Annotated in this window: 28 protein-coding genes and 3 pseudogenes; 16 read left to right on the top strand and 15 right to left on the bottom strand. The window is 71.6% G+C overall.

Going from position 1 to position 26528, the window contains the following annotated elements; genetic code table 11:
• Positions 1 to 5 precede the first annotated feature (5 nt).
• The 4 genes and pseudogenes from HS99_RS27095 to HS99_RS27080 all read left to right on the top strand — a co-directional run.
• Positions 6 to 629 carry a bifunctional 4-hydroxy-2-oxoglutarate aldolase/2-dehydro-3-deoxy-phosphogluconate aldolase gene (locus tag HS99_RS27095; protein ID WP_030555904.1) on the top strand — a complete coding sequence of 208 codons (624 nt, stop codon included), beginning with the start codon at positions 6 to 8 and terminating at the stop codon, positions 627 to 629.
• The gene (locus HS99_RS27090; protein WP_030555906.1) at positions 626 to 1591 is read left to right on the top strand and encodes a sugar kinase; all 966 of its coding nucleotides are present in this window, start codon (positions 626 to 628) and stop codon (positions 1589 to 1591) included. The genes HS99_RS27095 and HS99_RS27090 overlap by 4 nt, the downstream gene beginning before the upstream one ends.
• A 17-nt stretch (positions 1592 to 1608) precedes the next feature.
• On the top strand, positions 1609 to 2493 hold the full coding sequence (locus HS99_RS27085; RefSeq protein WP_030555908.1) for an SMP-30/gluconolactonase/LRE family protein: 885 nt from the start codon (positions 1609 to 1611) through the stop codon (positions 2491 to 2493).
• Between the two features lie 48 nt (positions 2494 to 2541).
• Positions 2542 to 3244: pseudogene (locus HS99_RS27080) on the top strand (transposase); the annotation flags it as partial.
• A 296-nt stretch (positions 3245 to 3540) separates the two neighbouring features.
• Here the strand turns inward: HS99_RS27080 and HS99_RS27075 are convergent.
• A complete protein-coding gene (locus HS99_RS27075; RefSeq protein WP_030555911.1) occupies positions 3541 to 3981 on the bottom strand; it encodes an ester cyclase in 441 nt (146 codons plus the stop codon).
• 111 nt (positions 3982 to 4092) lie between these two features.
• Here HS99_RS27075 and HS99_RS27070 point away from each other — a divergent pair, with 111 nt between their 5' ends.
• Together HS99_RS27070 and HS99_RS27065 are read left to right on the top strand one after the other, a co-directional pair.
• The gene (locus tag HS99_RS27070) at positions 4093 to 4755 is read left to right on the top strand and encodes a TetR/AcrR family transcriptional regulator C-terminal domain-containing protein (protein ID WP_043389147.1); all 663 of its coding nucleotides are present in this window, start codon (positions 4093 to 4095) and stop codon (positions 4753 to 4755) included.
• A gap of 456 nt (positions 4756 to 5211) precedes the next feature.
• Complete coding sequence (locus HS99_RS27065) at positions 5212 to 5748, top strand: hypothetical protein (protein WP_030555915.1); 537 nt, start codon at positions 5212 to 5214, stop codon at positions 5746 to 5748.
• Between the two features lie 670 nt (positions 5749 to 6418).
• Here HS99_RS27065 and HS99_RS27060 read toward each other — a convergent pair.
• Positions 6419 to 6880: an Lrp/AsnC family transcriptional regulator gene (locus tag HS99_RS27060; protein ID WP_030555918.1), complete on the bottom strand. Its 462-nt coding sequence runs from the start codon at positions 6878 to 6880 to the stop codon at positions 6419 to 6421.
• Positions 6881 to 6971: 91 nt separating this feature from the next.
• On the opposite strand from HS99_RS27060, the gene HS99_RS27055 reads away from it, so the two are divergent.
• Positions 6972 to 7898, top strand: a complete 927-nt coding sequence (locus HS99_RS27055; RefSeq protein WP_030555920.1) for an SMP-30/gluconolactonase/LRE family protein — start codon at positions 6972 to 6974, stop codon at positions 7896 to 7898.
• Positions 7899 to 8092: 194 nt separating this feature from the next.
• The gene (locus tag HS99_RS48750; RefSeq protein ID WP_030555922.1) at positions 8093 to 9103 is read left to right on the top strand and encodes an ImuA'/RecA-like NTPase; all 1011 of its coding nucleotides are present in this window, start codon (positions 8093 to 8095) and stop codon (positions 9101 to 9103) included.
• Here HS99_RS48750 and HS99_RS27045 read toward each other — a convergent pair.
• The 4 genes from HS99_RS27045 to HS99_RS27035 form a co-directional block, all read right to left on the bottom strand.
• The gene (locus HS99_RS27045) at positions 9060 to 9533 is read right to left on the bottom strand and encodes a winged helix DNA-binding protein (protein WP_030555925.1); all 474 of its coding nucleotides are present in this window, start codon (positions 9531 to 9533) and stop codon (positions 9060 to 9062) included. The two genes, HS99_RS48750 and HS99_RS27045, sit on opposite strands and share 44 nt — an antisense overlap.
• Positions 9530 to 10024 (bottom strand): MarR family winged helix-turn-helix transcriptional regulator, encoded by a 495-nt coding sequence (locus tag HS99_RS27040; RefSeq protein ID WP_030555927.1) that lies wholly within the window; start codon positions 10022 to 10024, stop codon positions 9530 to 9532. Before HS99_RS27040 ends, HS99_RS27045 begins: the two co-directional genes overlap by 4 nt.
• Positions 10025 to 10140: 116 nt before the next feature.
• Positions 10141 to 10269, bottom strand: coding sequence for a hypothetical protein (locus tag HS99_RS47915; RefSeq protein ID WP_267885576.1), 129 nt, complete (start codon positions 10267 to 10269; stop codon positions 10141 to 10143).
• On the bottom strand, positions 10236 to 10802 hold the full coding sequence (locus HS99_RS27035) for an ISAs1 family transposase (protein ID WP_157846611.1): 567 nt from the start codon (positions 10800 to 10802) through the stop codon (positions 10236 to 10238). Before HS99_RS27035 ends, HS99_RS47915 begins: the two co-directional genes overlap by 34 nt.
• Before the next feature lie 53 nt (positions 10803 to 10855).
• Between HS99_RS27035 and HS99_RS45285 the strand changes: the two genes are divergently transcribed.
• A complete protein-coding gene (locus HS99_RS45285; RefSeq protein WP_167344952.1) occupies positions 10856 to 11017 on the top strand; it encodes a hypothetical protein in 162 nt (53 codons plus the stop codon).
• 6 nt (positions 11018 to 11023) lie between these two features.
• Here the strand turns inward: HS99_RS45285 and HS99_RS48525 are convergent.
• From HS99_RS48525 to HS99_RS27005, 6 genes and pseudogenes are all read right to left on the bottom strand, one after another.
• A pseudogene (locus tag HS99_RS48525) lies at positions 11024 to 11293 on the bottom strand (transposase family protein); the annotation flags it as partial.
• Positions 11294 to 11692: 399 nt separating this feature from the next.
• Positions 11693 to 13261 carry a S53 family peptidase gene (locus tag HS99_RS27025; protein ID WP_043389144.1) on the bottom strand — a complete coding sequence of 523 codons (1569 nt, stop codon included), beginning with the start codon at positions 13259 to 13261 and terminating at the stop codon, positions 11693 to 11695.
• 448 nt (positions 13262 to 13709) lie between these two features.
• The gene (locus HS99_RS27020) at positions 13710 to 13922 is read right to left on the bottom strand and encodes a GNAT family N-acetyltransferase (RefSeq protein WP_050366136.1); all 213 of its coding nucleotides are present in this window, start codon (positions 13920 to 13922) and stop codon (positions 13710 to 13712) included.
• A gap of 200 nt (positions 13923 to 14122) precedes the next feature.
• Positions 14123 to 15166 (bottom strand): PLL family lectin, encoded by a 1044-nt coding sequence (locus tag HS99_RS27015; RefSeq protein ID WP_030555929.1) that lies wholly within the window; start codon positions 15164 to 15166, stop codon positions 14123 to 14125.
• Positions 15167 to 15646: 480 nt separating this feature from the next.
• Positions 15647 to 15895 (bottom strand): annotated as a pseudogene (locus HS99_RS27010) (molybdopterin-dependent oxidoreductase); the annotation flags it as partial.
• Between the two features lie 48 nt (positions 15896 to 15943).
• Positions 15944 to 16369: an organic hydroperoxide resistance protein gene (locus HS99_RS27005; protein ID WP_030555933.1), complete on the bottom strand. Its 426-nt coding sequence runs from the start codon at positions 16367 to 16369 to the stop codon at positions 15944 to 15946.
• Between the two features lie 204 nt (positions 16370 to 16573).
• Here HS99_RS27005 and HS99_RS48190 point away from each other — a divergent pair, with 204 nt between their 5' ends.
• Together HS99_RS48190 and HS99_RS26995 are read left to right on the top strand one after the other, a co-directional pair.
• Entirely contained in the window at positions 16574 to 17272 is a 699-nt protein-coding gene (locus HS99_RS48190; RefSeq protein ID WP_063737938.1) for a VOC family protein, read from the top strand.
• Positions 17273 to 17319: 47 nt separating this feature from the next.
• Entirely contained in the window at positions 17320 to 20124 is a 2805-nt protein-coding gene (locus HS99_RS26995; protein ID WP_232543330.1) for a helix-turn-helix transcriptional regulator, read from the top strand.
• Positions 20125 to 20133: 9 nt separating this feature from the next.
• On the opposite strand, the gene HS99_RS26990 is transcribed toward HS99_RS26995, so the two are convergent.
• On the bottom strand, positions 20134 to 20949 hold the full coding sequence (locus HS99_RS26990; RefSeq protein ID WP_030555939.1) for an alpha/beta hydrolase: 816 nt from the start codon (positions 20947 to 20949) through the stop codon (positions 20134 to 20136).
• Positions 20950 to 21180: 231 nt separating this feature from the next.
• Between HS99_RS26990 and HS99_RS26985 the strand changes: the two genes are divergently transcribed.
• A complete protein-coding gene (locus HS99_RS26985; RefSeq protein ID WP_030555941.1) occupies positions 21181 to 22248 on the top strand; it encodes an alpha/beta fold hydrolase in 1068 nt (355 codons plus the stop codon).
• A 34-nt stretch (positions 22249 to 22282) separates the two neighbouring features.
• Positions 22283 to 22477, top strand: coding sequence for a hypothetical protein (locus HS99_RS26980; RefSeq protein WP_030555943.1), 195 nt, complete (start codon positions 22283 to 22285; stop codon positions 22475 to 22477).
• Between the two features lie 100 nt (positions 22478 to 22577).
• Here HS99_RS26980 and HS99_RS26975 read toward each other — a convergent pair whose 3' ends face one another.
• Positions 22578 to 22880 (bottom strand): hypothetical protein, encoded by a 303-nt coding sequence (locus HS99_RS26975; RefSeq protein ID WP_191898905.1) that lies wholly within the window; start codon positions 22878 to 22880, stop codon positions 22578 to 22580.
• 43 nt (positions 22881 to 22923) lie between these two features.
• Entirely contained in the window at positions 22924 to 24552 is a 1629-nt protein-coding gene (locus HS99_RS26970) for a tannase/feruloyl esterase family alpha/beta hydrolase (protein WP_030555947.1), read from the bottom strand.
• A gap of 213 nt (positions 24553 to 24765) precedes the next feature.
• Here HS99_RS26970 and HS99_RS26965 point away from each other — a divergent pair, with 213 nt between their 5' ends.
• The 3 genes from HS99_RS26965 (at position 24766) to HS99_RS26955 (ending at position 26528) form a co-directional block, all read left to right on the top strand.
• On the top strand, positions 24766 to 25599 hold the full coding sequence (locus HS99_RS26965; protein WP_030555949.1) for an alpha/beta fold hydrolase: 834 nt from the start codon (positions 24766 to 24768) through the stop codon (positions 25597 to 25599).
• A gap of 22 nt (positions 25600 to 25621) precedes the next feature.
• Positions 25622 to 26170 (top strand): nuclear transport factor 2 family protein, encoded by a 549-nt coding sequence (locus HS99_RS26960; protein ID WP_223886184.1) that lies wholly within the window; start codon positions 25622 to 25624, stop codon positions 26168 to 26170.
• Positions 26171 to 26258: 88 nt separating this feature from the next.
• Complete coding sequence (locus HS99_RS26955) at positions 26259 to 26528, top strand: helix-turn-helix domain-containing protein (protein ID WP_223886185.1); 270 nt, start codon at positions 26259 to 26261, stop codon at positions 26526 to 26528.

The raw sequence follows: 26528 nt of genomic DNA, 5'->3' as shown, positions 1-26528 counted from the left end.
TCCCCATGCACCTGACCGAACTGCCGTACCGGACCCTGGCCATCGTGCGCGGCAGCAACCGCGACGCGGCACTGCGCACCGTGCTCGTGCTCGCCGAAGAGGGCATCACCGCCGCCGAGGTGTCGCTGACCACCCCCGACGCACTGTGGGTGATCGAGCAGGCCCGCCGCGAACTCGGCCCGCACGCCACACTCGGCGCCGGCACCGTGCTGACCGGCGAGGACGCCGCCCGCGCCGCCGACGCCGGCGCGAGCTTCCTCGTCACTCCCGGATTCAGTGAGGACCTGCGCCGCAGGACTTCGGAACTTCCGTGGCTGATCGGCGCACTGACACCCAGCGAGGTGATCTCCGCGAACGAGAACGGCGCTCTCGCCGTCAAGCTCTTCCCCGCCTCCTTGGGCGGCCCCGGCTACCTGAGGGCCTTGCGCGACCCCTTCCCCGGCGTGCCGTTCATCCCCGTCGGCGGGGTCGACGCCGCCCTGGCGCTCACCTACCTCGCAGCCGGCGCGGTCGCCGTGGGCGTCGGCTCACCACTGATCGGCGACGCCGCCAGCGGCGGCGACCTGAACGCCCTCCGGGGGCGCGCCGCCGGTTGGCGCACCGCCCTGACCGAGGAGATCGCGGCATGACCAGCTCGCCACCGCTCGACGTCGTCACCGTCGGCGAGACCATGGCCGCCCTGCGGGCCACCGGCCCGGTCAGGCTCGGCGCACCGATGCGGCTCTCCGTCGCGGGGGCGGAGGCCAACGTCGCCATCGGCCTGGCCAGGCTCGGACACCGCACCGGCTGGGTCGGCCGCGTCGGCGACGACGAGTTCGGCGCGCTCGTCCTGCGCACGCTGCGCGCGGAGCAGGTCGACGTCAGCCATGCCCGGGTCGACACCGAAGGCCGGCCCACGGGTCTGCTGGCCCGCGAGGACCGCATCGCCGATCTGGTCAGCGTCACCTACTACCGCTCGGGATCGGCCGGCTCGACCCTCCGGCCCTCGGACGTCCTGCCCGCCCTGAACCCCGGTGTTCGCATCCTGCACCTGACCGGGATCACCCCCGCGCTGAGCTCCGAGGCGGCAGAAGCCGTCCATGCGGCGGCGGCCAGGGCCGGCGAACTCGGCATCACCGTCTGCCTCGACGTCAACTACCGTGCGCGCCTGTGGTCGCCGGCCGAGGCCCGTGATGCCCTGCTGCCTCTGGCTCGGCTCGCCGACGTACTGGTCGCCTCCGCCGACGAACTGGACCTGGTCGGCGAGGATTCGTCCCTGCCCGAGGGCGAAGCGATCGACGCACTCCTCGCCCAGGGGTGTGGCGAGGTGGTCATCACGCGGGGCGGCGACGGCGCGAGCGCCACCACCGCCCAGGGCACCGTCAGCATGATCGCGCGCCGGGTGCCCGTCGTCGATGTCGTCGGCGCCGGCGACGCGTTCGTCGCGGGCTACCTCTCCGGTCTGCTCGACGGGCTCGACGTCGAAGGGCGCCTCCACCGGGCCACCACCACCGGCGCCTTCGCCGTCACCTCGCGCGGCGACTGGGAGGGCCTGCCCACCCGACGTGACCTCACGCTCCTCGACCAACCCGCCGGCACCACCTTGCGCTAGCCCTCCCGGAGAGCCCGATGTCCTTCTCAAGCAAGTCGCCCGACCAGGTCGAAGTCTGGGCCGCCGGCGACCACGAACTCGCCGAAGGCGCCCGCTGGATCGACGGCCGGCTCGTCTACGTCGACATCCTCGCCGGTCGCCTCCTCGAAGTTCCCGACCTCACAGGGCCGCGAACCCCGCGCGAGATCGCCCGCCTCGACGTCCCGCTCGGCGCCGTCGCGCCGGTCGGTGGCCGGCCCGGGCACTGGATCGCCGCCGCCGGCACGGGCATCGCCCTGCTCGGCCCCCACGGGGGCCTGGACTGGCTCGCCCGCCCCGAAGACCGGTCCGCCGTCCGCACCAGGATGAACGACGGCGTCTGCGACCCGCACGGCCGCTTCTGGGCCGGCAGCATGCCCTACGACGGCACCGTAGGTGCCGGATCGCTCTACCGCACCGACCACGACGGCTCCGTGCACCGCGTCCTCGACGGCATGACGATCGTCAACGGCCCCGCCTTCAACAGCACGGGCGACCTCCTCTACGTCGCCGACAGCGCGGCCGGCGTCATCCACCGCTACGCCCTCGACCCCGACGGCAACCCGACCGACCACGCGGAGTTCGCCCGCACGGCGGCCGGCGGCTCCCCCGACGGCATGACCGTGGACACCGACGGCTGCCTCTGGGTGGCGATCTGGGGCCACGGCGCCGTCCACCGCTTCCACCCCGACGGCACCCATCTGACGACCCTGCGCCTGCCCGCCCGCCAACCCACCTCCGTCTGCCTCACCCCGACCGGCGGCCACCTGCTGATCACCACCGCCCGCCACGGCCTCGACCACCCGGCCGGTCTGGACGGATCCGTGCTCCGCGCTCCGGTCGCCGCCGCTGCCCCGCCCGCCCACGCCTACCGGCAGGAGTAGCCGCAGCCGACCGGCAGGACGGGGCCCCGCGGCATCGGCGTCGCACCGCTCGACCGCGACCTCGGCCCCCGCCTGGACCACCCCGCCGTCACCCACCTGCTCGAACAGCACGGCTCACCGGCCGCCCTGCGCAAAGCCGGCCGACGAAGGCTCGTGACCCTGATACGGCCCAAGGCCCCGCGCATGGCCGAACGCCTGGTCGACGAGATCTTCGACGCGCTCGACGAACAGACCGTCGTCGTCCCGGGCACCACCCTGGACATGGTGGTGCCCTCCCCGGCCCGCTCGCTCGCCACCCTCCACGGGCAGCGCCGAGCCGTCGAAGCCCAGATCGCGAACGCTGGAGGCTCACCCTCTTTCCAAGGTCCTGACCTCGATGCCCGGAGTCGGGGTCAGGACCGCCGCCACCCTGCTGCTCACCCTCGGCGACGGCACCAGCTTCCCCACCGCCACCCACCTGGCCTCCTACGCCGGCCTCGCCCCGGCGACCAAGTCCTCCGGGTCCTCCATCCACGGCGAACACGCCCCCAGGACCGGCAACCGGCTTCTCAAACGAGCCATGTTCCTCTCCGCGTTCGCGGCCCTGCACGACCCCGACTCCCGCGCCTACTACGACCGGCAGCGAGACCGCGGCAAGACCCACACCCAGGCACCCCTCCGCCTCGCCCGCCAACGCATCAGCGTCCTGTTCGCCATGCTCCGAGACGGCACCCTCTACGAGACCCGCACCCCCGAATCCGCGCCAGCATGACCCGCGCAGCCCTGACGAAGGACATAGAGGCACCCCCCGCCCCGCTCGGCCCTGCCCTGCCCCGCTGCGCCCTGCCCTGCCCCCCCGCTCGGCGGGTGCTGCGTCGCCTCGGTGCCCCTGCGCCGCCCGCCGTGCCGCCGCCGCAGGTTCGGCCGGCATCTCCTCGGGTGGCGCCACAGCCGCTTGACATCCCTACGCCATGGGGTGTCCGACTTGCGTCGGAGGCCCTTTCCGGCCTTTCGCAGCCGCTCGGATTCACTGGGCGGTGAATCCGGTTCGGCGATCCGCTAACGGGGTCAGTCCATGGTCGGCCAGTCCCAGCCGAGCTGGAGGAACATGCCGAGGCGGTCGCTCACGGCGCGGATCTCGGCGATTCGGCCGGCGCGGACAGTGAAGATCCAGATCTGCTCGACGTCGCAGCGGCGGTTGGTCGGCTCGGGCATCCGGGCGTGGTAGCCCGTGTGCACACCGGCCACTCGCAGCCGGGCAACGACCTCGTCGTCCTCGGCGATGAGCTGCTCGATGTGGAAGCCGTCGCCCGCGGCCTCGGTGCTGAAGGCGGCCAGCTGGAGGCGGAAGCCCTCGATGGCGGCGCCGGGGGCGTCTTCCTCACCGAAGATGATCTTGTTGTGGTCGATGACCGACGGGGAGAGCAGCTGCACCCAGCCCTCGCCGGAGCGGTCGTTGAGCGCGGCGACGAAGTCGCGGATGACCTGCTTGTTGATGGTGGTCGACATCGTGGTTCCCCCTGCGGCGGCTTGGTTCTTACGGTGTAAGTTTCGCTGGAGACGAGTGTTCTCTTATGCTGTAAGAAAGTCAAGCCGGTACGGGGAGGCGGAGGAGCGGAGATGGCGAAGCATCAGGCGGCTCGGCGCGGCCGGGGCGAGCGGGTCGGGCTGAGCAGGCAGCAGATCCTCGACGCGGCGCTCGGCCTGGTCGACCGGGACGGGCTCAAGGGCCTGACGATGCGTTCGCTCGGCCAGGAGCTGGGCGTGGAGGCGATGACCCTCTACCACTACGTGCCCAACAAGGACGCCCTGCTGGACGGCCTGGTGGAGCAGGTGTTCACGGCGGCGACCCCCGCCATGGACGGCTCGGCCGACTGGCGCACGGCCCTGCAGGCGTACGCCACCGCCCTGCGCGAGGGTCTGCTACGGCACCCGGCCGTACTCCCGCTCGCCACCTCCCGGCCCGCCGTCACGCCGGCGACCCTCGACGACCTCGAGGCTCTCCTGCGCCTGCTCACGGCCGGCGGTTTTCCGCTCGGCCGCGCCCTGCACGCGCTCAACTCCCTTGCCGTGTTCGTGATCGGCCACGCGACGGCGGAGGCCCAGATCGTGGTCGGAGCCGAGGAGGCCGGTGGCGCTGACTGGTTGGCCGCGCTCGAGGCCGAGCGGTACCCGCTGCTGATCCGCGCCGCGATCGAGGGGGTCGGCGCGGACGACGCCGAGCGGTTCGCCTTCGCGCTCGATGCCCTGCTGCTCGGCTTCGACGCGCTGCGCTCGGGCTGAGGCGGGGCCGGCGTCACTGGATCGCCATCCAGGGCCGTCTGTCCCTCCGGGTGCTCAGGGCCGACCGCACGCCGACGCCGACCTCCAGAACGCGCTGCGCCGTGAGCGCCACCGGCAGGCTGCCACCGCCGCCTGGGCCGGCTCGTACAGCCGCACCGTCGGGCACGCGCTCGGCCGTTCCCCACGCTGCTCGTACTGGCGCGTGTTCAGCCGTCCGCCTACTCGGGGCCGTCCGGCTGTCCCTGCTGGTCAGAGCATCGCACGGCCGAACTCACCACCTCCGCTTACCTGGGTTCCCGTCTGGCGGCGGTTGCGTGGATGGGGTGGGGTTCCCGGCGTACGCCCGCTCACGTTGGTCGGCTCCCGCGCGGGCGTCACCCGTTCGGCCGTGTATCCGTTTCGCGTAGAGCCTCTACCTTGGCGGTGGCACATCCCACTGGCATCTGTGGAGGCATCATGCCAGCACTGCGTACCGGCCTTGCCGCTCTCACCGCCGCCGTGCTCCTGGGCGCTACGACCGTGGCGGTCCAGACCAGCGTCACCGCGGCTGAGGCGGTGCCTGCGCCGGCCCGGGGAATCGCCCACCTCAACACGGTGGTCAACCTGCCGCCCGGTGTTTGGACCGACACCCCGCTGGAGGTCACCCTTCCCCTGGCCGGGACCTACGAACTCGACGCGAACGTCCGCGGCCGTCTGGCGGGCGTTCCCCCGGTCAACACCTTCATCACCGCCCGGCTGTGGGACGTGACGTCGGGTACCGCCGTTGCGGAGAGCGAGCGGCTCGTCTACCAGGTCATCGACCTGAACCCCGGCAACGCGCAGGCCGGCGGTAACGCCACCGCACCGATCAGCGAGCTGATCCGGGTGAACAAGCCGACCACGATCCGGCTGCAGGGCACCCGATCCGACGCGGTCGGAACTGCGCTCGTCGCCCAGATCTACGACGACAACGCCGGCCACACGTCGCTGCGCTTCGACCGGGTCGGCCCCTGAGGTTCGAACGGGCCGGGGAGACCGGCGCGGACCGGCACCTGATCACGACGCCCCACTGACCCGCCGCCCCGCCTGCCAACGCCAGAGGCCGCCACCCCCGCAGGGATGGCGGCCTCACGTGCTTTCCCAGGGCCGCGGCAGCCTACCGCTGGGCGTGGCAGTCGCCGCTGCCCCGGCCGGGGGGTCGGTTCGTGGTGCGGCATGGGGGCCGGGACGGGGATTCGGACCGCGGTTCGATTCGGCCTCCCGCCACCCGTCCTGCTTGCTGCCTGTCTGTGCTGCTCATCCGGGGTAACGGGCCGAACTCACCACCTCGACCTACCTGCCCGGGCCCCTAGGTCCTTGCTCCCACGGGACCGGGACCGCGCCGCCCGCGGGCGGCGGCCCGATCACCGCGCCGAGCCGGTCCAGCATCGCCTCGATGTCCACGTCCGCTCCCGTCGGCCGCCTGTTCCCGCCGGCGGGTATCCGCTTCCGGGGACAGCGAAGGCTGGAGAGCCCGGCCCTGCAGGGTGCTGTCACCTGAGCTGCGGAGGGCTTCCGTGCCCAGGCCTACAACGCCAAAGGCACCGTCGACCGGACCCGCTACAAAGCCACCGTCAGCATCGACATCCTGACCACGCCAGACCCGTGACAGCTCTTCGAACGCTCTATCCACACGGCAGTGGATCTAGCCTGCCAGCGGGGGATTCTGCGGGGCGGGCGAGGGCGGGCGCTCGAAGAAGGTCTCCAACGAGACCGTCGCCTGGGTCCCGCTGACGCCGTCGATCGCGTACAGGCGGCGCAGCACGTCCTGCAGTTGTTCGGTGGTGGCGGTGCGCACCTTCACGAAGACCGAGGCGCTGCCCGCGATGATGTGGGCCTCCTCGATCTCCGGGATCGCGGCGAAGGCCGCCGCGGAGTCACCGATCCAGGCCGAGGACTCGACCATCACGAAGGCCAGCACCCCGAGCCCGAGCGCTCCGGGGTCGACCTCGACGGTCGTGCGGCGGATCACCCCGCGATCGCGCAGCTTGCGAACTCTCTCGTGGGTGGCGCCGGCCGAGAGGCCCACGGCCTTGCCGAGGGCTGCATAGGACAGTCCCGCGTCCTGCTGGAGCAGGGTGAGCAGCCGGCGGTCGATGTCGTCCAGGTTCTCCGTTGCCATGGTCCAACCATATGATGTTCTGTCATACTCGAAAAGCTTCGAACAAATTTCGGAGACTAATGGCAAGGGGTGGACTATGTCTGGTGAGATCAAGTACGGGCTGTACCAGATCCTGGACGAGCGTTTCCGCACCGGCAAGTGCGCCAACGGCGACCTCCGGCTGGAGCAGCTGTACGGGGACTGCCGGTGGGCGGAGGGGCCGGTCTACCTGCCCGCCTGGCGCCAGCTGATCTGGAGCGACATTCCCAATGACCGGATGCTGCGCTGGGACGAGGCCACCGGTACGGTCGGCGTCTTCCGCTCCCCGGCCGGGAACAGCAACGGCAACACCCTGGACCGGGAGGGCCGGCTGATCACCTGCGAGCAGGGCAACCGCCGGGTCACCCGCACCGAACACGACGGGTCGATCACCGTGCTGGCCGACCGCTACCAGGGCAAGCGGCTCAACTCGCCCAACGACGCCGTGGTGCACTCCGACGGGTCGATCTGGTTCTCCGACCCGGACTTCGGCATCACCAGCGACTACGAGGGCCACCGCGACGTCGCCGAGATCGGGGCCTGCAACGTCTACCGGATCGACCCGGGCGACGCCACTGTCCGCAAGGTGGCGGACGGGTTCGTCGGGCCCAACGGGCTGGTCTTCTCCGCCGACGAGCAGCAGCTGTACGTGTCGGACAGCCGCGCCCGTCAGATCCGGGTCTTCGACGTCCGGGAGGACGGCACGCTCTCCGACGGGAAGGTCTTCGCGCAGGCGCCGAAGACCAGCTTCGACAACATCCGGTTCGACGACGGCGGCCGGCTCTGGGCGGCGGCCTTCGACGAGGGGGTGCACTGCTACGACCCGGACGGCACCCTGATCGGCCGCATCCTGGTGCCCGGGCAGGTCTCCAACCTGACCTTCGGCGGGCCGAAGAACAACCGGCTCTTCATCACCGCCGGCACCTCGGTCTACTCGCTGGTGATGGCGGTGACGGGGACCCACCGGGCGCGGTACCAGCGGTAGTGAATGTGGGTAGTGGCCCGCCGGGCGTCCTCGGCGAAGGTGGCGTCTCGCACGTGGTGGATCTCGACTGGGGCGGCGTCTGCCTGTCGCACCGTCAGGTCGGTGGAACGAACACTTCGCCTGACGACGCAGCCGGGCTACTTCGGCACTGTCGGTGCGGGGGTTTGGACGTTCTCTCCCTGGCGGATCTGGCAATGGAAGAGACCATCAAGCTGTGCCAACCGCTGCTGAAGCTGCACCGGAAGCCGCCAATGCTGCTCCGAGCGGGGCTGGTGCTGGCGGGACACCACAGAGGGTACTTGCGGCAGGCACGGCTGGCAGACCTGGCCAGAGACCCCGAGAGCGGCATCGTGGTATCCCGGAGGCGAAGGACCGCCCTGTCAGCCGGCTTCGTGCTGGGCGGGCTCCGGCTCCGGCTGCACGACGTCCTCGGCGCACTGTGGTGGCCGGTGGACTGGGTGATCTCCAGCGAGTCCCGCACCGGGGCGGCGGTGGCCACTTCCACCGGAGCCTTCGTCGTCTACTTTATGGCGACCGGCGGCCTGCACGAGCTGCTGACAACCGGAATCCAGACCTGCCCGGCTGCCGCGGCAATCCTCTACGGCCTGACCCGGCGGCTGCGCCGGATCCGCGGTCCAGAACTCGCGCACACCGCCGCCGCGGCGCGACCACCAGGGGGTAGGGCCGATTCGGCCCCGGGCCGCTCGGACCATCGGCCGGAAGCCGGCCGCCGCCGCGGCCACGACCGAAGCGCACGTGGCCGCAGCGGCGCTGAGCAAGACGGCCACGGGACCCAGCCCGTGGCCGTGCAAGAAGTCACCCGCCCAGAACAGAGGACGGTGTGCCCGCGCCGCACTCACCGCCGGGCCAGTCGGCGCCAATTCGTTCGGCTACACCTCGGTGATCGGGCTGCCGGACCTCGGACCGGCCGCCGCAGCCGAGTACGGCTGGACCTGCATCGCCTCCTGATGGTGGACGAGCCCGGAACCCACTATGCCGATGTGGTGTCGACCCTGGCCGCCGTCTGCCCGGTGGTCATCACGGCCTGGCACAAGCGTCTGCCGGCCCGCGCCGTGGACCGCCTCGCTGCGCACCTGCGCCGGTCCGGGACCAGGGCTGATGCGTTCTCAGCTGGCGGGATAGGCCGGCCAATCGGCTCGGTCAGGCGGTCAGCGCTGCCAGCTCCGCGTTGGCGCGCTCGGTGACCAGGGCGAGGACGCGGCCGGCGGCGGCCAGGTCCTCGGCGGGTATCGCGCCCCAGACGCGGGCGCTGATGGGGGCGGTCTCCGCGCTGACGGCGGCGAGCAGCTCGCGCCCCGCCTCCGTGGGGCGAAGGTGCGCGCCGTCCGCGACGAGCAGCTGCTCGGCCAGCAGCTCCTCGACAGTGGCGCGGATCTCGGCCGGATCGGCCTTGAGGGAGCCCCGGACCTGGGCGACGAGATCGTCTGGCGTCTGCGGGGCGTCGGCGGTAACGGCGGCGCGCAGGGCGACCTGCTGCTGGAACGTGGCGCCGTGCCGGGCCAGGACCTGCTCCAGGACACCGCGGGCGGCGTAGTGGGCCAGGGCGAGGCCGCGGGCGTCGGCGACGGGTGCGGTGGCGACGGGTGCGGTGGTGGTGGATGCGGCGGTGGTCACGGTGTTGTCCCCTGAGTGGTCTCGTCGTTCGGTAGGGATGGAGCGAGAGGTGCGTCGAGCAGGGCCCTCAGCTCGTCGGTGAACGCGCACGTTCGCGGGGCGTCGAGGCCGCCGAGCGGCTCCAGCAGTTGCTGAAGCAGCTCCTGGACCACCGCGATGGCCTGCCGCGTGACGGCCTGGCCCTGCTCGGAGAGGGCGAGCTGTACGGCGCGCGGGTCGCGGGGATCGCGGGTGCGCTCGATCAGCCCGGCCGACTCCAGGGCGCGCGCCAGCTTCGAGACGTACAGCGCCTCCAGCCCGGTGTGGTCGGCGAGTCGGCGCTGACTGGGCCGCTCCCCGGCGCGCTGCATGCCGTGCAACGACGCGACCAGCGAGTACTGCGCGTGGGTGAGGCCCAGCGGAGCGACCGCGCGATCGACCGCGACGCGCCACTTGTTGGCGAGCCGCCACACCAGGAAGCCGGGCGTGGGGCCCGGTGAACCTTTGCTCATGTCAAATAGAGTACATGGCTACTATGTCTATGGCTACTATTTCTGGGTGGCGTTCAACGGCGACGCTGGCTTCCAGGGAACGGCGTTCACAGCAGTGCGCCAGGGCTGATGCGTTTTCAGCATGTGATCTTGAGGAGCGCGGTGGCGTGGTCGGGGAGTGACCGGTAGTGGTCGGCTGCGGCGGCGATGTTGGTCCAGCCGGCTTGGCGCATCAGTCCGATGTCGAGGTTGCGCAGGGTGGCCATGGCGCGGGCGCGCTTCCGGTGCGGACCCTGGAGGCGTCCTCGGCGAAGGTCACGTCTCTCACGTGGTGCAGGGCTTCCACGGACCAGTGGCCTTGGACGAGCGCGGCCAGGCGGGCGGGGTCGGCGTGGCCGGGTGTGAGACTGGTGACGGCGTAGACCGTCTTCGCCTGGACCTTGCCGGTCTTGGTGCTGACGCGGCGCTGGTTGATCTCGATGGCCTGGACGGAGTGCGGGAACAGCAGTCCGGCTTCGACGGTGCACACCTTCAGTCGCCGTACCTCGCGCCGTCCGTGCCCGGCGGTGCGGGTGCGGTCCAGCAGCGGCATCTGGCGCCAGGGCAGGCGGCGCAGTTGCCGGCGCAGCTTCTTCTGGTTGCCCTTGACGACCAGGAGGTAGTGCCCGCCAGCGGCGACGATCTTCTTCGCGGTCTTGCGCTGGGTGTGCATCGCGTCGGCGGTGACGACCAGGCCGCGCAGGTCGAAGCAGGCCAGCAGTGGAGCCATGGCCGGGATCTCATTGCTCCTGGCGGCCACCTGGCGCTGGGCGCGATGACGGTCTGGCCGGCGTGGAGGGTGGCGGCCAGCAGGTGGACCGCCGTCTTGCTGTCGGTGCGCGCGTCGCGCACCGACTTGCCGTCCACCGCCAGCCCGATCAGGGCTTCGTCCTCCTCAACGGGGTCGGCGGCGTGGCCGGCGAGCCAGGTGCCGACGGCGTCGTCCAGGACGTCGCCGTCGATGCGGGCCAGTAGTCGGCCGAGCGTGGAGGCGTTGGGCGCGGCGCGGTCAAGGCCGAGTCCGGCGCGGACCTGCGGGTCGGCGTCGGCGGCGTACCTGGCGATCTGCGCGAGGGAGCGGGCTCCGCCGAGCACCGCCGTCAGGCACAGGGCAAGCAGCGCGCCGATGCGGTAGCGGCGCCCGCGCACGCGGCGGGGATCGGGCACGGCGGCCAGCACCGCGGCATCCGTCAGCGACCGCGACCCCGGCCGCGACCTGCTCCAGCGCCTTCGCACCCGGCACCGCGCCATCGCCCTGGTATGGGCCGACGGCGGCTACACCGGCTGGCTGGTCGAATTCGTTCCACAGTCCTCGCGATCGCCCTGACCATCGTCAAGCGCCCCGACGACGCCCGCGGGTTCGCGACTTCATGTCACAGGCCGGTTTGGCGACAATCTTTCCGGCTTTGGTCTCCCGCAGATCGGCCTCGTTCATCTGGGTCATGAAGCGGCCGCCGCACGTGGGCGCGGCCGGCCCGGTCGCGCGGACGCGGACAGACCGGCGCGCCGGGCGCTGCCGGTTCGGCGGCGCCCGGCGCGCGGGTTTTCGGGCGTGCTCGGTCGGGGCGCTCCCGGTCAAGGGCGCCGCCGCGGGCCCCGCTCAGGGGGCGGGCGCCCGCGTGCCGGTGCCGGGCACGGCCGCTGTCCGGACTAGGAGTTCTGCAGTGCCTTCAGCAGGGCGACGCCGTCGAATACGCCCCAGCCGGTGACGGCGTCGTACCCGCTCCGCACCGGGTAGCCCACCGCCGGCGGGTGGGAGGCGTTGTCATGGCCCTTGGCGATGTCGCGGCAGGCAGTCTGGGCGAGCGGGTGGCCGTTGGTGCCGCTCTGGTAGAGCAGCGGCGTCAGGAAGCGCTGCTGCTTGTCCTTCGGCAGCAAGGCGTTGACGCGGGCGATCAGGGACGCGCACACGGGAGCGGAGGCGCTGGTGCCGCCGTTGGGCGAGGGCTGGCCCAGGAGCGTCAGGTCGTACCCGGGTGGGCCGGCCAGGGCGGCCACGTCCGGCACGATGCGCCCCTTGATGCTGCCCTGGTTCAGGGAGTCCACCTGGACCTGCTGCTGCCACTTCGGGCGCGGGACGATGGTGCTGACGCCTCCGCCGCTCGAGCCGGTGCCACCGGGGGTGTTGGTCCGGTGACCGGGCGCCTGCCACCAGGACACCTCCTGGCCGGAGGTGTCGATCATCGTGCCGCCGACGCTCAGGACGAACGCGCTGACGCTCGGGAAGTCGGCATGGGCGCGCCCGTCCGCCACCCCGTCCCCGCAGCCGTCGTCGCCGGAGGCGATGCAGATCGTGATGCCGAGGTCCGCCGCACCCTCGAGGCGCTTGTCGATCTCGGCGAAGGCGAGCCGCGCCAGGTCGAGTGCGTCCTCCGGCAGGCCCCAGCTGAGTGTGAGGCACACCGGCCGGTCCGCGATGACCCGGTCGAACAGGTCGATCCAGCCCTTCTGGGTGAACGGGGCGAAGTAGACCGAGATGTCGGCCGCCGGGCAGAGACCGGCGACGATCTGCACGTCCATCATCACTTCGGGCAGACCCTCTGCCGCGTCCTTCATCTGCTGGGGAGACAGCTGCTTGAGGGCCTGGAGGGTCCGCGGCGGGTTGTAGCCCAGGGGCACCACGGTGACCTGGGGGGTCGGCCGGTTGTGCGCGGTGCAGTAGGCCTCCAGATCGTCCTGGAAGTAGCCGCCGGGGAACTCGCCGATGCCGATCTTCTGTCCCTCCCCCTGGCCGGCCGGGAAGTTGTACTGGTTCTCGATGTCGCCCGGTGTGAACGACCCCGTGAAGCCCGAGCCCTTGGCGGCGGCCCGCCGGGCCACCCGCCGCTCGTCCAGCCCGAAGACGCCGGTCACGATTCCGTCGAGCTCGGCCGGGATCTTCAGCTCGCCCTCGCGGCCGCGGAACTCGCCCTGCTCGGCACTGCGGTAGACGCCGAGGCCCGCGTGGAAGGCGGCGTTCATGGCGGACACCGGACCGCTCGCCTCGATGCTGCCCGGCTGGAGCCTGACGTCGTCGACGGCGAGGCCGTACCGTTCGAGCACGGCCTTCGTCTTCTCGGCGTCCTGGCGCCGCTCGTCCGGGATCCCGTCGGTGGCCACCTTCCCCCGCAGGGAGATGGTCACTTTCACCGGTGCCTTGGGGTCCGCGTCCCGCACCCGGGTCGCATCGGCCTTGGCCGGGCGCTGGCTTCCCGCCAGAGCCACGTGCTGCTCACTCATCGTCGTCTCCTCGTTGCCGGCAGGCTCCGAGCGAGCCGCCGGTCTGGTGCCTGTACCGCGCTCGCACCGCGCCTCGACAACCGGGCCCAGCAGGGAACCTCGTCCGCGGCGCAACGAGCAGGGGCGCGCCATCCGTATCCGCACGACGCCGCGATCACATGCCGAAAGCGGCACCGGCCACCTGGACAGGGGCATCGCTTGCGCAGGATGGAGTACGTGCGGGACGGAGTACGTGCCGGGCCGCCGCACCGAAGGAGTGCGGCGCCGGCGGCCACCGCCGTCAGCGCCACGGCGCGGGCACGGCTGCGAGTGCCCCCCGACGCGGAGCCGCCGTCCCGGGGGCCGCCCCGCAGCGACGGCGGGCAGGCCGCCGCCGAAGCACCGCTTCTCCCCGGCGCGGCCATCGACGGCGTGGACGGAAACGGCCCCAGCGACACGAGGGGCAGCGCTACGGTGTCTCCAGGAACGCCGGATACCCAGTGCGCTCGGCCTCCTCGATGCCGGGAATCAGCACCGCACCGCCAAGGCCCCGGCCCTGGATTTCGGGAGCGACGGCCACCGTGTTGAGGAACCAGGCCGGCTCCTGCGGCCGGTAGGGGGCAACAGCCTGCTCTGCGCATTCGTAGGCGGCTTGCCGGTCGCCGGTGAGCTCGCCGATCAACGGGCCGATCTCGGCGAACGCGGGCGACGGGTCCTGGTCGACGGAGAACTCCCACTGGAGTACTAGGGGTGCCTCCTGGCCTCCTGTCGGTGTCCGGCTGGCTGCCCGTGCGTGGACGACTGCGCCGTCCCCTCGGGCCCGGTGGACCTGAGGGGACGGCGCAGTGGTCCCCAGGGGGAAGGGGCGGGGGAAGGGCCGGATCAGCCGTAGTAGTTGTGGATGTAGTAGATGACGTTGTTCCGGAAGTAGTGGCCCCCGACGTCGTAGAAGTTGCCGCCCCGGATGGTCACGCCCACACCGCCGGGCTCGGAGTCGAGGCGCGGGGCCGACGGGCTGGCGACGTTGTTGCCGCGGGGAACGCCCTGCGGGGCTGTCGCCTCGGCGGCGTACGTCAGGGTCTCGCAGGTCAGCACCTGGCCGGAGTTGGCGTCGCGCCAGCCGACCGCCATCAGGTTCTCGTGGCCGTTGTAGGCGATCGACGGGGCGGCGTTGGTGTTGGTGTTCCTGATCTGCTGCCAGTTGTTGTCCCACTGCCAGTACCGGTAGTAGAGGCCCTGGCGGTAGATCCGGTTGTCGGTGCCGCGGTGGAGCACGGTCAGCCGGCTGTCGGGCGAGGTCGCGGCGGCGGCCGCGGATTCCGTCCGGGCGCCGCCCGGCACCTCGGACCACGGGCTGAAGTTGCGGTTGATGCCCATGGTGGCCTGGTAGATGCGTTCGTTGGCTCCCACGGCGACGATGAACAGCAGGTCCGGCGAGGCCGCGATGGCCGGGCTCAGGTTGTTACGGACGGCCGAACCGGAGCCGCCGATGTTCTGGGTACGGAACTGGATGGGCGAACTCCAGTACCAGCGGCGGTGGTTGGGCTCGTTTGGATTGGCCAGGGTCTGGGCCCAGAGGTCGCCGTTCTGCCCGGTCTGGAAGAGCCAGAGCTCACCGCGGAACACGGTGATCGCGGGCGCGGCGTAGGTGACCCCGCCGATGCGGTTGAACGGGCCGCCGTCGACGTTGAACCAGAGGGCGTTGTCCTGGCCGCGGATGGCCTCGACGTTGCTGCCCCGGTAGTACGCCATCGCCGGGGAGTCGGGGGTGCTGGCGTTGTGGTCCGCCTCCTGCCAGGGCGTTACCGCGTCGGCCGGGGCCGTGCCCGCGAAGACGGCGGCGAACGCGGTGAGGAGGACGGCGACCAGGGTGGCGAGCCTGGCCGTGGCGCGGCGGTGCGGAGTGGTGTGGGGTGGCGCGGTCATGTCTGCTGTCCTTCCGGTCCGTGAGCCCCGGTGTGGCGGTCGCTCCGGAGTGATGACGTGGTGTGACTCGGGTCCGGCGACGCGCCACGCGCAGGGCACGGGCGGGCCCGGAGCGGGCGGCGCGGAGCCGCTCACGGGAGAGCCTGGCAGCAGTAGCGACCGCGTCACATCAGTCATCTGACTCAACCGTCGGTCCCGATGGACCGTTGATCGTCCGGCATCCCCGCAACTATGCCGCCCACCGCCCGCCCCGGCGCCACGGTCGAGCAGTCGACCTCCACCCTTCACGACCGGCACCCCGCGCCGCACGACCTTCGCGACCCGCACGGCGTCGGCCCACCATCTGGGCCGGCGGCCCGATGTAGAGGCAGGCCGCCGTTGCCACGCACAGCAGCATCAGCGTTCCGGTGGCGCGGTGGACCGTCCGCTCGGCGACGGTGAACCGCCCGCACCCGGCCGCCCCACCCGTCGGAGCGCCGTTCAGGCCGTGTCGTGCTCGGCGGCGTCGTCGAGCCAGCCGTCGACGTCATAGCCGCGTTCCTCCCAGTAGCCGGGGATGACCCGGTCGGTGACCGATATGCCGGACAGCCATTTGGCGGACTTGTAGAAGTACATCGGCGCCACGCAGAGCCGGACCGGGCCGCCGTGCTCGTGGCTTATCGGGGCGTCTTGCCTCCGCAGGGCCACGAGCACGTCGGAGCGCCGGGCCTGCTCCAGCGTGAGGCTCTCCCCGCTCGTGCGCGGGCCAGCCGGGGCACGCCCGGATGGCGCGGGTCCTCAGACGGCGGCGGCGTTGATGGTGACGGGGATGTTGCCCCGGGTTGCCTTGGAGTAGGGGCAGATCCGGTGGGCGGCCTCGGCGAGGTCCTCGGCGGTGCGCTGGTCGACGCCGCCGAGACGCGGGGCCAGCGTGGCCAGGAGTGAGAACTCGCCGTCGTCGCCGTGGAGGAGGGTGACCTCGGCGGTGATCGAGGTGCTGGTCAGCCTGATCTTGCGCTGGGCGGCGGCGTGCCGGAGGGCGCCGAGGAAGCAGGCGGCCCAGCCTGCGGCGAAGAGCTGTTCCGGGTTGGTCGCGTCGCCGGCTCCGCCCAGTTCCTTGGGGATGGACAGGCGGTGTTCGAGCAGACCGTCGGTGGAGCGGGCGGTGCCGCCGTTGCGGCCCTCGCCGGTGACTTCGACCGTGGCGGTGTAGTTGACGGCCATAGCGGGTCTTCCTTTCGTGGATGTCCTGAACGGCTGTCCTCAGGCTCCCCTGCGGCGGCGCCCCGTCGAGCCCGTGCCGGACACTGGTCGCCCCGGGCCCGGGTACTGGCCAGGGTTCGGCACTGGCTCGAGGGGCTCGCGGTCCAGGGATCGTGATCGGTGGACGCCGACCGGCTTCCGTTGCGGCGAATGGAGCTGACGGGGATGGAATTCAAGATCGAGGTCGTCGTCGTCCCGGTTTCGGACGTGGACCGGGCCAAGGACCTTTACACGCGGATCGGGTTCCGCGAGGACGTCGACTTCTCCGGCCCCGGCGGCTTCCGGATCGTGCACCTGACCCCGCCCGGTTCGGTCGCGTCGCTCATCATCGGCAGCGGCGTGACCGACGCGGCGCCAGGATCCGAGCGAGGTGTGCACCTGATCGTGGACGACGTCGTCGCGGCCCGCGCCGAGTGGGCGGACGCCGGGGTCGAGGTCAGCGAGGTCTTCCACGACGCCGGCGGGGTCTTCCACCACGCCGGCACCGCCGAACGGGTCGCCGGCCCTCACCCGGGCCGGCAGTCGTACAGCTCGTTCACGTCGTTCGCCGGCCCGGACGGCAACACCTTCGTCCTCCAGGAGGTCACCGCGCGGCGCTCGACGGGATCTCTGCGGCCGTCCTCGCGTTCGTCGCCCGCCGGCTGGACGCCGAGTCCGTGGCCCTGGTCTTCGCCGTGTCCACCTCGGCGTCGGTCCGCACGCCGACCAGCGCCGGACTCGTTGCCGGCCTGCCGGAACTACAGGTGGACGGGCTCCGCGACGACGATACCCGGGCCTTGCTCGACCCGGTGCTGCCCGGTCCGGTGCACCCCCGTGTGCGAGACGCGATCGTCGCCGAAGCACGCGGCGACCCGCTGGCGCTGAGGGAGCTGCCGCGCGGTGAGAGCGAAAACAGGAAGGGGTAGGGGGACATGACTGGGTTCCAGCGATGGGGCGTCACCATGACAATGGTGGGCCGCGAGGACGAGCAGGCGGAGCTCGAGGCGTTCGTGAAGTCCGCCACGGGCCAGGCTCTCGTCCTTCGGGGGGAGACGGGGGTCGGCAAGAGTTCGTTGTTGAGCCGCGCCGCCGCGCTGGCGGAGCAGGAGGGCCACGTCGTCATCCGGGCCGCCGGCGTCGAGGCGGAGTCCGAGCTGCCCTATGCCGGGCTGCACCAGTTCCTCCATCCGCTGCTCCCCGATGTCGCGCGGCTGGACGACGGGACCCGGGCGGTGTTCGACGCCGTGTTCGGCGGAGTGCGGGGCGATCCGCCGTCGGTCATGACGCTCGGCATCGCCGTTCTCAGCCTGCTGTCGCTCTCCGCCGAACAGCGGCCGCTGCTGCTGGTCCTCGACGACGGACAATGGCTGGACGACTCCAGTGCCGACGTCTGTGGCTTCGTGGGCCGGCGCCTGGCCGGCGGCCCGGTGAAGCTGCTGGTCGCGGTCCGCACCGACCTCACGTCGCGCTTCGACACCGCCGCACTGCCCGAACTGCCGATCACCGCCCTCACCGACGAGGACGCGGCACGCCTGCTGGACCACCGGTGCCCGGAGCTGAGCCGACAGGCCCGTCGAATCGTCCTGGAGCAGGCCCAGGGCAACCCGCTGGCCTTGGTGGAGCTGGCCGCCCACTTCGCCGGCCGGTCGCGCGACCTTCCGGCCGAAGACCTGATCGGTCAGCACGGTGTGCCGTTGCCCCGGCGGCTGCAACGGCTGTTCGGCACCCGCATCGCAGCCCTCGACGAGCGGGTGCGGACCGAGCTGCTGATGGGCGCGCTCGACGGCGCCGGGACCCCCAGCGGCACCGACGCCGTCCCCGGCACCCGTTACCGCATGCGCGACGCCGACGCGGCAGTGGCCGCCGGGTTGCTGGACATCGAGGTGGTCACCGGTGATTTCGTCTTCCGGCACCCGCTCGTGCGGTCCGCCGTCGTGCGGATGGCCACTCCCAACCAGCGCCGCGCCGCGCACCTGGCACTGGCACAGGTTCATCGGGAGAACCTCGAACGCCGGGCGACGCACCTGGCGGCGGCGACGGTCGATCCGGACGAGGAGGTCGCCGACATCCTGGAGGCGGCGGCCGAGTCGGCGACCCGGCGCGGCGGCGCGCTGGCAGCCGTGACCTGGCTGACCCGGGCCGCCGAGCTCAGCGAGAACCACACCGACCGGTCCCGGCGACTGACCGACGCGGCCTTCGTCGCCGGTCACGCCGCCCGCCTCGGCCAGGCGCACCGGCTGGTCCAGGCGAACCTCGCACCCGGTTCGACGGAGTCGCCGGCCTCGGTGCTGGCCGCGGCCTACCGGGCGCTCTACCAGGACGGGGACGTCCGCTCCACCCACCGACAGGTCTCTGCCGCGATCGAGACGCTGCGAGACGGCGGGACCGCCACCGCGTCAGCCGATGGCAAGACCCAGCCTGAGGAGGTCCTCACCCGGCTGGTGATCCTTCTCCTGGCGATCAGCCAGTTCAGCGGGGACCGCGCGGCCTGGGAGAGCACGCACGAACTCCTCGCCTCCATGGGCGACCTCGTCACCGAACACTCTCGTCTCTACAGCGGCACCTGGAGCGATGTGACCAGGCACGGAGCAGGCTGGGCTGGGCCGGTGCGACAGGCCGCCGCCAACCTGCCGGATCTGGAACCCTGGGACGTCACGCGGTTGGGCGCGGCCGCGTACCACCTCGACATCCTGAGCCACTACCGCCCCTACCTGCAGCGCGTCGTGGACCGCGAGCTGGAGACCGGAGCCGTGGCCACCGGCATGGTCATGCTGCACCAGATCATGCTCGACCAGATGGCGGTCGGCGAATGGGCCCAGGCTGAGGACACCGGACAGCGCGGCCTGGACCTGGCGACCGAGCACGGCCACCACCTGTTCGCCGCCCAGAGCCGCGCGTACCTGGCCCAGCTCGCGGCGCTGCGCGGACAGGTCGGGCGGGCGCGGGACCTGCAGGCCGAGGTGGACGCCTGGGCCCGTCCGCGCGGACTGGGGTTCTTGACCCAGGTCGCCGATTCCGCCGGCGCGACCGCCGCGCTGAGCTCCGGCGACTACGAGGCCGCGTACCTCTACGCCATCGGCATCACACAGCCGGGCACGTTCCGGCCCTACGCGTACCAGGCATCGCGCACCCTGCTCGATCTCGTTGAGGCCGCCCAGCACACCGGACGCGTCGAGCAGGCCCGGGCGCACGCCCTCGCCGCCCGCGACGCCGGCCTGCCGTCCGTTTCGCCCCGCCTGGGGCTGATCACCTACGGCGCGCTGGCGATGACCGCCGAGAACGAGCGGGAGGCCGCTGAGATGTTCACGCGGGCCGAAGCCCACCCGGACGCCGCCCGCTTCCCGTTCGAGCTGGCCCGGATCCGGCTGGCGCACGGCGTCCGGGTGCGCCACGTCCAGGGCCCGGCGGCGGCGCGGCAGTACCTCGTCCCGGCGGCCGAGGCGTTCGAGCGGCTGGGCGCGGCCGGCTGGACCGAACGGGCCCGGGCCGAGCTGCGCGCCACCGGGACCCCGCCCCGCGTCTCGACGCTGAACCTGGCCTCGCTGACCTGGCAGGAACGCCGCATCGCCGACCTGGCCGCGAGCGGCCTGACGAACAAGGAGATCGGCGAGCGGATGCACCTGTCGCCCCGCACCGTCAGCTCGCACCTGTACCGCATCTTCCCCAAGCTGGGCATCACGGCCCGGGCGGCGCTGCGCGACGCGCTGAGCCGGACTGACGCGGCTGCGAAGGTCTGATGCCCGCGTTCAGCCCTGTGCGGCCACGGCCTCGATGCCGTTGGCGGCCAACCAGGCGAGGACGTGGTCGGCGACCGAGCGCCAGCCGCTGTCGAACACCAGGGAATGCCCTCGATCGGCGAACTGCTTCAGGTCGGTCACGACGGAGGAGTCACCGTAGAGCTTGTAGACCGAGCGGGTCACGGCGTCCGGGACCATCCGGTCCTCCTGGCCGGACACGAGCAGGAGCGGTCCGCGCGCCGAATTCGCCGTGTTCACGACGGTGTCGGCCGGCCCGGCGGCGGTGCGATCGAGTCCGAGGTCCGCGAGCAGCCGGAGCGGGGCCGGGACGGCGTACCGGTCGAAGAGCTTCGCGGCCTCCTCCTCACCGACCGCGTTGGCGACGACGTGTCGGAACCGGGCGCGCGGCAGCGGCTCGAAGCACGGGTGCCGGGCCGAGTCGGCCGGCATCAGCGACCACGGCCGGGGCCGGCCGTGGTCCAGCGGCACACCGCGGGCCGGCAGCGGCGCGAGGGCGACGGCGGCGCGGCCGAGGTCGGCTCCGAGGAGGTGCTGGGCGATGAGGCCGCCGGCCGAATGCCCGATGAGGACGGGCGGGTTGTCGAAGGACCGCACGATCTTCTCGTAGTGGGCCGTGAGCGCGGCGAGCCCGAGGTCGCGCAGCGGGCCGGGATCACGGCGGACCTGCTCGGCGGTGGGGGCCTCACCGGGCCAGCCCGGGACGCACACCGCGTAACCGTGCGAGGTGAACCGTTCGGCCCAGCCCTCCCAGGAGGATCTGTGGAACCACGCACCGTGGATGAGGACGACGGGGGTTTGCTTCACGGCCGGACCTTCCGATTGCACACACGACGCTCCGCCGGCATCGCGGCGCTCCTTCGAGGATCACCGAGCGGCCGCTCGGCAGAAACAGTCGAATGACTGAATGTGGCGGCCCGGCAGGTCCTTCGTGCGTCCGCGAGCGCCGTCGCGCGTCTCGACGTCATGTGACTGATGTGTCTGGCCGGTGGCCGAAGAACAGTGGAGGCATCAACGAGTCTCCGGGAAGGATCAGACATGATCAACAGGCGTACCTTCACCAAGGCAGTCGGTCTCGGCGTGGGGGCCACGGCCGTGTCGGTCGGCGCGGCATCGACCGCGCCCGCCGCCTTCGCCGCCGGTTCCGCCCGGCCCGGTCGCCCGGCCCCGGTCATCCCGGCTATCGCCCCGGGCACGCACACCACGTTCACCGAGCTGAAGCGGGTCCAGGCCGGCGTGCTCGACATCGGCTACGCCGAGGCCGGGCCGAAGCACGGACCCGTGGTCATCTGCCTGCACGGCTGGCCCTACGACATCCACAGCTTCGTCGACGTGGCGCCACTGCTGGCGGACGCCGGCTACCGGGTGATCGTGCCGTACCTGCGGGGCCACGGCACCACGAACTTCCTGTCTCCCACGACCGTCCGCACCGGGCAGCAGTCCGCGATCGCCCTCGACGTCATCGCCCTGATGGACGCCCTGAAGATCCACAAGGCCGTGCTGGCCGGATTCGACTGGGGCTCGCGGGCCGCCGGCACCGTCGCGGCGCTGTGGCCCGAGCGGGTCAAGGCCCTGGTGGCGGTGAGCGGTTACCTCATCGTCAACATCCCTTCGCAGCAGAACCCGCTGCCGCCGAAGGCCGAGCACACCTGGTGGTACCAGTACTACTTCGCCACCGACCGAGGCCGCGTCGCCATGGAGACCAAGCAGTACCGGCACGACCTGTGCCGACTGGTGTGGGACGAGGTCTCCCCGACCTGGAAGTTCGACGACGCCACCTTCGAGCGCACCGCCGCGGCGTTCGAGAACCCCGACTACGCCGCCATCGTGATCCACAACTACCGCTGGCGCCTCGGCCTGGCCGAGGGCGAGCGTCGCTACGACCGTTACGAGCAGCTGCTCGCGGCCCGGCCGGCCATCACGGTGCCGACCATCGCCCTGGATCCCGCCCTCGACCCGTTCCTGCCCACGACCGACGGTACCGGGTACCGGAAGTTCTTCACCGGCCGGTACGAGCACCGCGTGCTCCCCGGTATCGGCCACAACGCGCCGCAGGAGGCGCCGACGGCGTTCGCCCAGGCCGTGGTGGACGCCGACCACCTGTGACCCGCGAGCGTGTCGACCACTTGGAGGTGCGGAAGTGAATGATCCGAACACCCACGAGCAAGCGGCGGCGATCCGCAAGGCCCGATTCGGCGCGCTCCCGGAACGCGTCGTCTTCGAGGACATGGTCGAAGAGAAGGCGGTGCTGCCGACGTATCCGGCGGCGGACACCCTTGACCCCGACGCGCTGGCGATCAGGTTCTCCTGCCTGGCAGCGGATCTGGGTCTCTGAGCGCAGCGGGCCAGGCATGACCCGGCACCGGATGATCGATGTGGGAGTGTTCGGGTCCGCCTCCAACCGGGGACGGACCCGAACGTGCTGCGCACCGATCTCAGACCCGCAACTGAGCCACACCCCGGCGCACCTTCCACACCAGCAAGCCGGCCTGGACGCGCTGCTCCGGTCCGTCCGGCACCGACAGGTAGTCGACCGCGGACGACACCGCGTCGAGCAGCGGATAGGTGACGAGCAGCGTGATCGCCGCAGCGCCGAGCGTGTCATGGGCGTGGGCGAAGGCCACAGCCCACACCGCCGCCAGGACTCCGCGTACGAGGTACAGCCTCACCAGCGGGGCGCGTCCGTTGACCTGTGCGTTCACCGACGCCGAGTTCGACATCACCGTCAATGTGTTCACGACTCTCTTCTCTTCAGCAGTCCGTGTTCGGGCCTGAGGGGGGTCAGTCCCGCGAGGCCTGGACGCAGCGGAAGCTGCTCGCGACGCTCGGGTCGCCGTGGCCGGTGTAGCGGGAGACCATCGGATAGCGGCACACGTCGCGGGCGACGGTCCGGCCGGTGGCGGTGGTCAGGGTGGCGTGCAGCACCGCCGGTGCCTTGCCCTGCTCGACCCAGGCGGTCAGCGACGCCAGGTCGTCGACCTTGCCGCCGTCCAGGCCGCAGTGCGAGACACCCGGAGCCAGGAAGAGCCGGTAGAAGTCGTCGACCTTCCTCGTGCCGCCCATCTTCTCCTCCACGCGCTCGCGGTAGTCGACCGTGCCCGCGGTGGGGATCAGCTGGTCGGCGTCGCCGTGCCAGGTGATCAGCTTGCCTCCGGCGTCGCGGAACGCGGAGAGGTCGGCGTCGCGCGTGCCGATGACCGGGTCGTACTCGGCGCGGGCCTTGCGGAAGATCTCGTCGAACTGCGCGTAGGTGAGGTTCGCGGTGTTGAACGCGGGCTTCTTCTCCACGAAAGTGGCGACCCACGTGGCCGGAACGAAGAACGGCGAGCCCGTGGTGACGCCGTTCGCGTCGGTCTTGCTGTCCGCCAGGTAGCGGAAGTCGGCGCCGATCGGCAGGCCGTACCAGAGCCGCTTGCCGTTCACATCGCGCGGGCCGTCCCAGATCCTGCGGACCACGTCGGCGTCCGCCTCGGTGATGGTGACCTGCTTGCCGTCGCACTCGATCCGCGTGCCGACCAGGCGGCGCGGGTCGAAGTCGCACCGTTGCGGATCGCCGATCAGGCCGTCGGCGACGCCGTCGCGCTTGTCGCAGGCCTTGAGGGCAGCCTGGTTGAAAGCGTCGAACTCGCACCCGGTCGGGTAGGTGTGCGCCTCGTTCATCACGACCTGCGGCCACAGGGTGGCGACCTCGAACTGGTTCCAGTTGATGCCCGGCGCCGCGGCGTTGATGCCGTTGAAGTCCTTCGGGTACCGCTGGGCCTCCATGTAGCCCTGGCGGCCGCCGGTGGAGCAGCCGTTCCAGTAGGAGTAGGACGCCGCCTTGCCGTAGACGTCGGCCACGACCTGCTTGCCGACCAGCGCCATCTCGTGCGCGGAGCGGGAGGCGAAGTTGTCCAGGAGCGCGGTGTTGACGTGTCCGGAGGCGTCCAGCGCCCAGCTGGTGTCCAGGGCTCCGCCGACGCCGGCGTCGGTCGTGGCGGCGGCGTAGCCCTGCTTGACGGCCGCGGCGAGCCCGGCGCCGTTGTCCCCGGCGGCGTAGGCGACGCCGCCGACTGCCTGGAAGCGGCCGTTCCAGCCCGCCTGCGGCAGCCAGACGTTCACCTTGGCGTGGTCGTTCGAGCCGGGGTGGGTCAGCGTGACCGTCACCTCGCAGTGCGCCGGGACGTCCGGCACCGGGAAGCCGCCGAGCGGTGGGACCCCGGGCACCTGGAAGGTGCCGGCCGGCACAGCGGCCGCGGTAACGGACTCCACCGCGGTGCCCGCCGGGGCCGGCAGCGCGGACGGGGCGCAGGTGAAGGGCAAGGGGCCGGTGGCGGCGAGGTCCGCCGACGCGCTCACCGGTGTGGAGACGGCCGCGGCGGCGACCAGGGGGACACTCGCCGCGACGATGGTCAGGAACCGTCTTTTCATGATCTCTCCTCGGAATCGGGGATGGCGCCATTACTGTGGCCGCCGCGCCGATGGCGGTGCATCAGTCACCTGACGCCCAGTCGGCAAGGCGGTTCGGAGGTCCGGAAGGGCCGGAAGCGTGAAGTCACATGACCGATGCGCCGGGAACGGGCCGAGGGCAACAGTGAGCACCGCTGGATCCATCGCACTGTTCAAAACCCTTGGAGCGTTTCCATGTTCACCATTGAGAACGGCCGCCTGCGCCGATTCATCGCCGGTGCCGCCGCCGTCGTCGGCGCGTTCGCCGCCGTCGGCACCGCGAACGCCGCGACCCAGGACTCGGCCAGCGACCGGGCCGCGAGGCCGACCATCGTCCTGGAGCACGGCGCGTTCGCCGACGGCTCCAGCTGGGACGGCGTCATCGCCAAGCTGCACCGCGACGGCTACCCGGTGGTGGCCGCCGCCAACCCGCTGCGCGGCCCGGCCTCCGACGCCGCCGCGCTGCGCAGCCTCGTCGACCACATCAAGGGCCCCGTCGTCCTGGTCGGCCACTCCTACGGCGGCTCGGTCATCAGTGAGGCCGCCGTCGGTGAGCCGCGGGTCAAGGCCCTCGTCTACGTCGCCGCGTTCCTGCCCGCACCGGGCGAGTCCGCGCTGCAGCTGACCAACCAGTTCCCCGGTTCGACCCTGTCCGGCACGCTGGACCCGGTGCCTTACTCGTTCGCCGACGGCAGCACCGGCACCGACCTGTACATCCAGCAGGACAAGTTCCGGGCCCAGTTCGCCGCCGACGTCCCGACCGACCGGGCCGCGCTGGCAGCCGTGACGCAGCGGCCCATCGCCCAGGCCGCACTGGAGGAGAGGGCCACCGCCGCCGCCTGGCAGACCGTCCCCAGCTGGGACATCGTCACCACCGGAGACCTCAACATCCCGGCCGCCGCACAGCGGTTCATGGCCGAACGCGCCCACGCCCACACCACCGAGGTCGCCGCATCACACTCCGTCGCGATGTCCCACCCCGACCTGGTGGCCGACGTCATCAAGAAGGCGGCCCGCGCCACCCACTGACCGGCCCATCAGACTCCAGTTGATGCACAGCGCCCTCTCAACGCCGGGAGGGCGACCCCCCGTCCTCCCGGCGCATCCTCTGCACCTGCTGACGGCTGACTTCGAACAACAGGAAAGGACAGGTCGCCGATCCATCATGGATATCTCATCAAGTCACCGCGCCATCGAGAACCTGATCGCCGCCTACGCCGTGCACGTCGACAGCGGAGACTTCGGCGCGGTCGGCGCACTGCTGGCGGATGCCCTGTTCGTGGGCAGCGGGGCACCGGTCCGCGGCCGAGAGGCCGTCGAGGCGATGTTCCAGGACACACTCATCACCTACGATGACGGAACGCCGCGGACCAAGCACGTCACGACCAGCACCGTCATCGACATCGCGGCTGATTCCACGCACGCGACCGCACGGTCGTACTTCACCGTGCTGCAGGCGCTGCCAGACCTGCCTCTGCAACCGATCGCCGCAGGCCGGTACCAGGACCGGTTCGAATACCGCGGACAACGGTGGCACTTCACCGAACGACACGTGCACGTCGATCTCGTGGGAAACATGACCCACCACTTGCGAAACTGACGGTCTTTCAGGCGATCCGACACCGCCGAGCACCACTTCACCGTCGTCGGCGACGAGGGCGCAGCTGAGCGCGGCGCACGGCATGTTCGTGGAGATCGACGCCGAAGCGTTCGCCGAACGTACGCGCCTTGAACTCGCCGAATTCGCGGTAGCGATGTCGCCGGCTGCCATGCACCGGACGGTCGAGCTGACGGAACGGGAGAGCCGGATCGCCAGGCGCGCACGGGACGGCCGGTCGAACGCGGAGATCGGAGCCGAGCTCTTGCTCAGCGCCCCTCCCGTCGAGTGGCACCTGCGCAAGGTGTTCACCAAACTTCGCATCAGCTCACGGCAGGAGTTGCGCACCGTGCTGCCGTAG

Source organism: Kitasatospora aureofaciens (assembly GCF_001188955.3).
In the GTDB taxonomy this organism is placed as follows: domain Bacteria; phylum Actinomycetota; class Actinomycetes; order Streptomycetales; family Streptomycetaceae; genus Kitasatospora; species Kitasatospora aureofaciens.
This window is presented reverse-complemented; position numbering and strand designations above follow the sequence as displayed.

Bases quoted from the DNA above. Each gene is read 5' to 3' on its own strand.
- HS99_RS26960 (WP_223886184.1), top strand. From the start codon at position 25,622: ATGCACAGCGCCCTCTCAACGCCGGGAGGGCGACCCCCCGTCCTCCCG.
- HS99_RS26985 (WP_030555941.1), top strand. From the start codon at position 21,181: ATGATCAACAGGCGTACCTTCACCAAGGCAGTCGGTCTCGGCGTGGGG.
- HS99_RS27065 (WP_030555915.1), top strand. From the start codon at position 5,212: ATGCCAGCACTGCGTACCGGCCTTGCCGCTCTCACCGCCGCCGTGCTC.
- HS99_RS26995 (WP_232543330.1), top strand. From the start codon at position 17,320: ATGACTGGGTTCCAGCGATGGGGCGTCACCATGACAATGGTGGGCCGC.
- HS99_RS27070 (WP_043389147.1), top strand. From the start codon at position 4,093: ATGGCGAAGCATCAGGCGGCTCGGCGCGGCCGGGGCGAGCGGGTCGGG.
- HS99_RS27085 (WP_030555908.1), top strand. From the start codon at position 1,609: ATGTCCTTCTCAAGCAAGTCGCCCGACCAGGTCGAAGTCTGGGCCGCC.
- HS99_RS27090 (WP_030555906.1), top strand. From the start codon at position 626: ATGACCAGCTCGCCACCGCTCGACGTCGTCACCGTCGGCGAGACCATG.
- HS99_RS26965 (WP_030555949.1), top strand. From the start codon at position 24,766: ATGTTCACCATTGAGAACGGCCGCCTGCGCCGATTCATCGCCGGTGCC.
- HS99_RS27095 (WP_030555904.1), top strand. From the start codon at position 6: ATGCACCTGACCGAACTGCCGTACCGGACCCTGGCCATCGTGCGCGGC.
- HS99_RS27055 (WP_030555920.1), top strand. From the start codon at position 6,972: ATGTCTGGTGAGATCAAGTACGGGCTGTACCAGATCCTGGACGAGCGT.
- HS99_RS27015 (WP_030555929.1), bottom strand. From the start codon at position 15,166: ATGACCGCGCCACCCCACACCACTCCGCACCGCCGCGCCACGGCCAGG.
- HS99_RS48750 (WP_030555922.1), top strand. From the start codon at position 8,093: ATGGAAGAGACCATCAAGCTGTGCCAACCGCTGCTGAAGCTGCACCGG.
- HS99_RS47915 (WP_267885576.1), bottom strand. From the start codon at position 10,269: ATGGCCACCCTGCGCAACCTCGACATCGGACTGATGCGCCAAGCCGGC.
- HS99_RS27005 (WP_030555933.1), bottom strand. From the start codon at position 16,369: ATGGCCGTCAACTACACCGCCACGGTCGAAGTCACCGGCGAGGGCCGC.
- HS99_RS27025 (WP_043389144.1), bottom strand. From the start codon at position 13,261: ATGAGTGAGCAGCACGTGGCTCTGGCGGGAAGCCAGCGCCCGGCCAAG.
- HS99_RS27075 (WP_030555911.1), bottom strand. From the start codon at position 3,981: ATGTCGACCACCATCAACAAGCAGGTCATCCGCGACTTCGTCGCCGCG.
- HS99_RS48190 (WP_063737938.1), top strand. From the start codon at position 16,574: ATGGAATTCAAGATCGAGGTCGTCGTCGTCCCGGTTTCGGACGTGGAC.
- HS99_RS26970 (WP_030555947.1), bottom strand. From the start codon at position 24,552: ATGAAAAGACGGTTCCTGACCATCGTCGCGGCGAGTGTCCCCCTGGTC.
- HS99_RS27040 (WP_030555927.1), bottom strand. From the start codon at position 10,024: ATGAGCAAAGGTTCACCGGGCCCCACGCCCGGCTTCCTGGTGTGGCGG.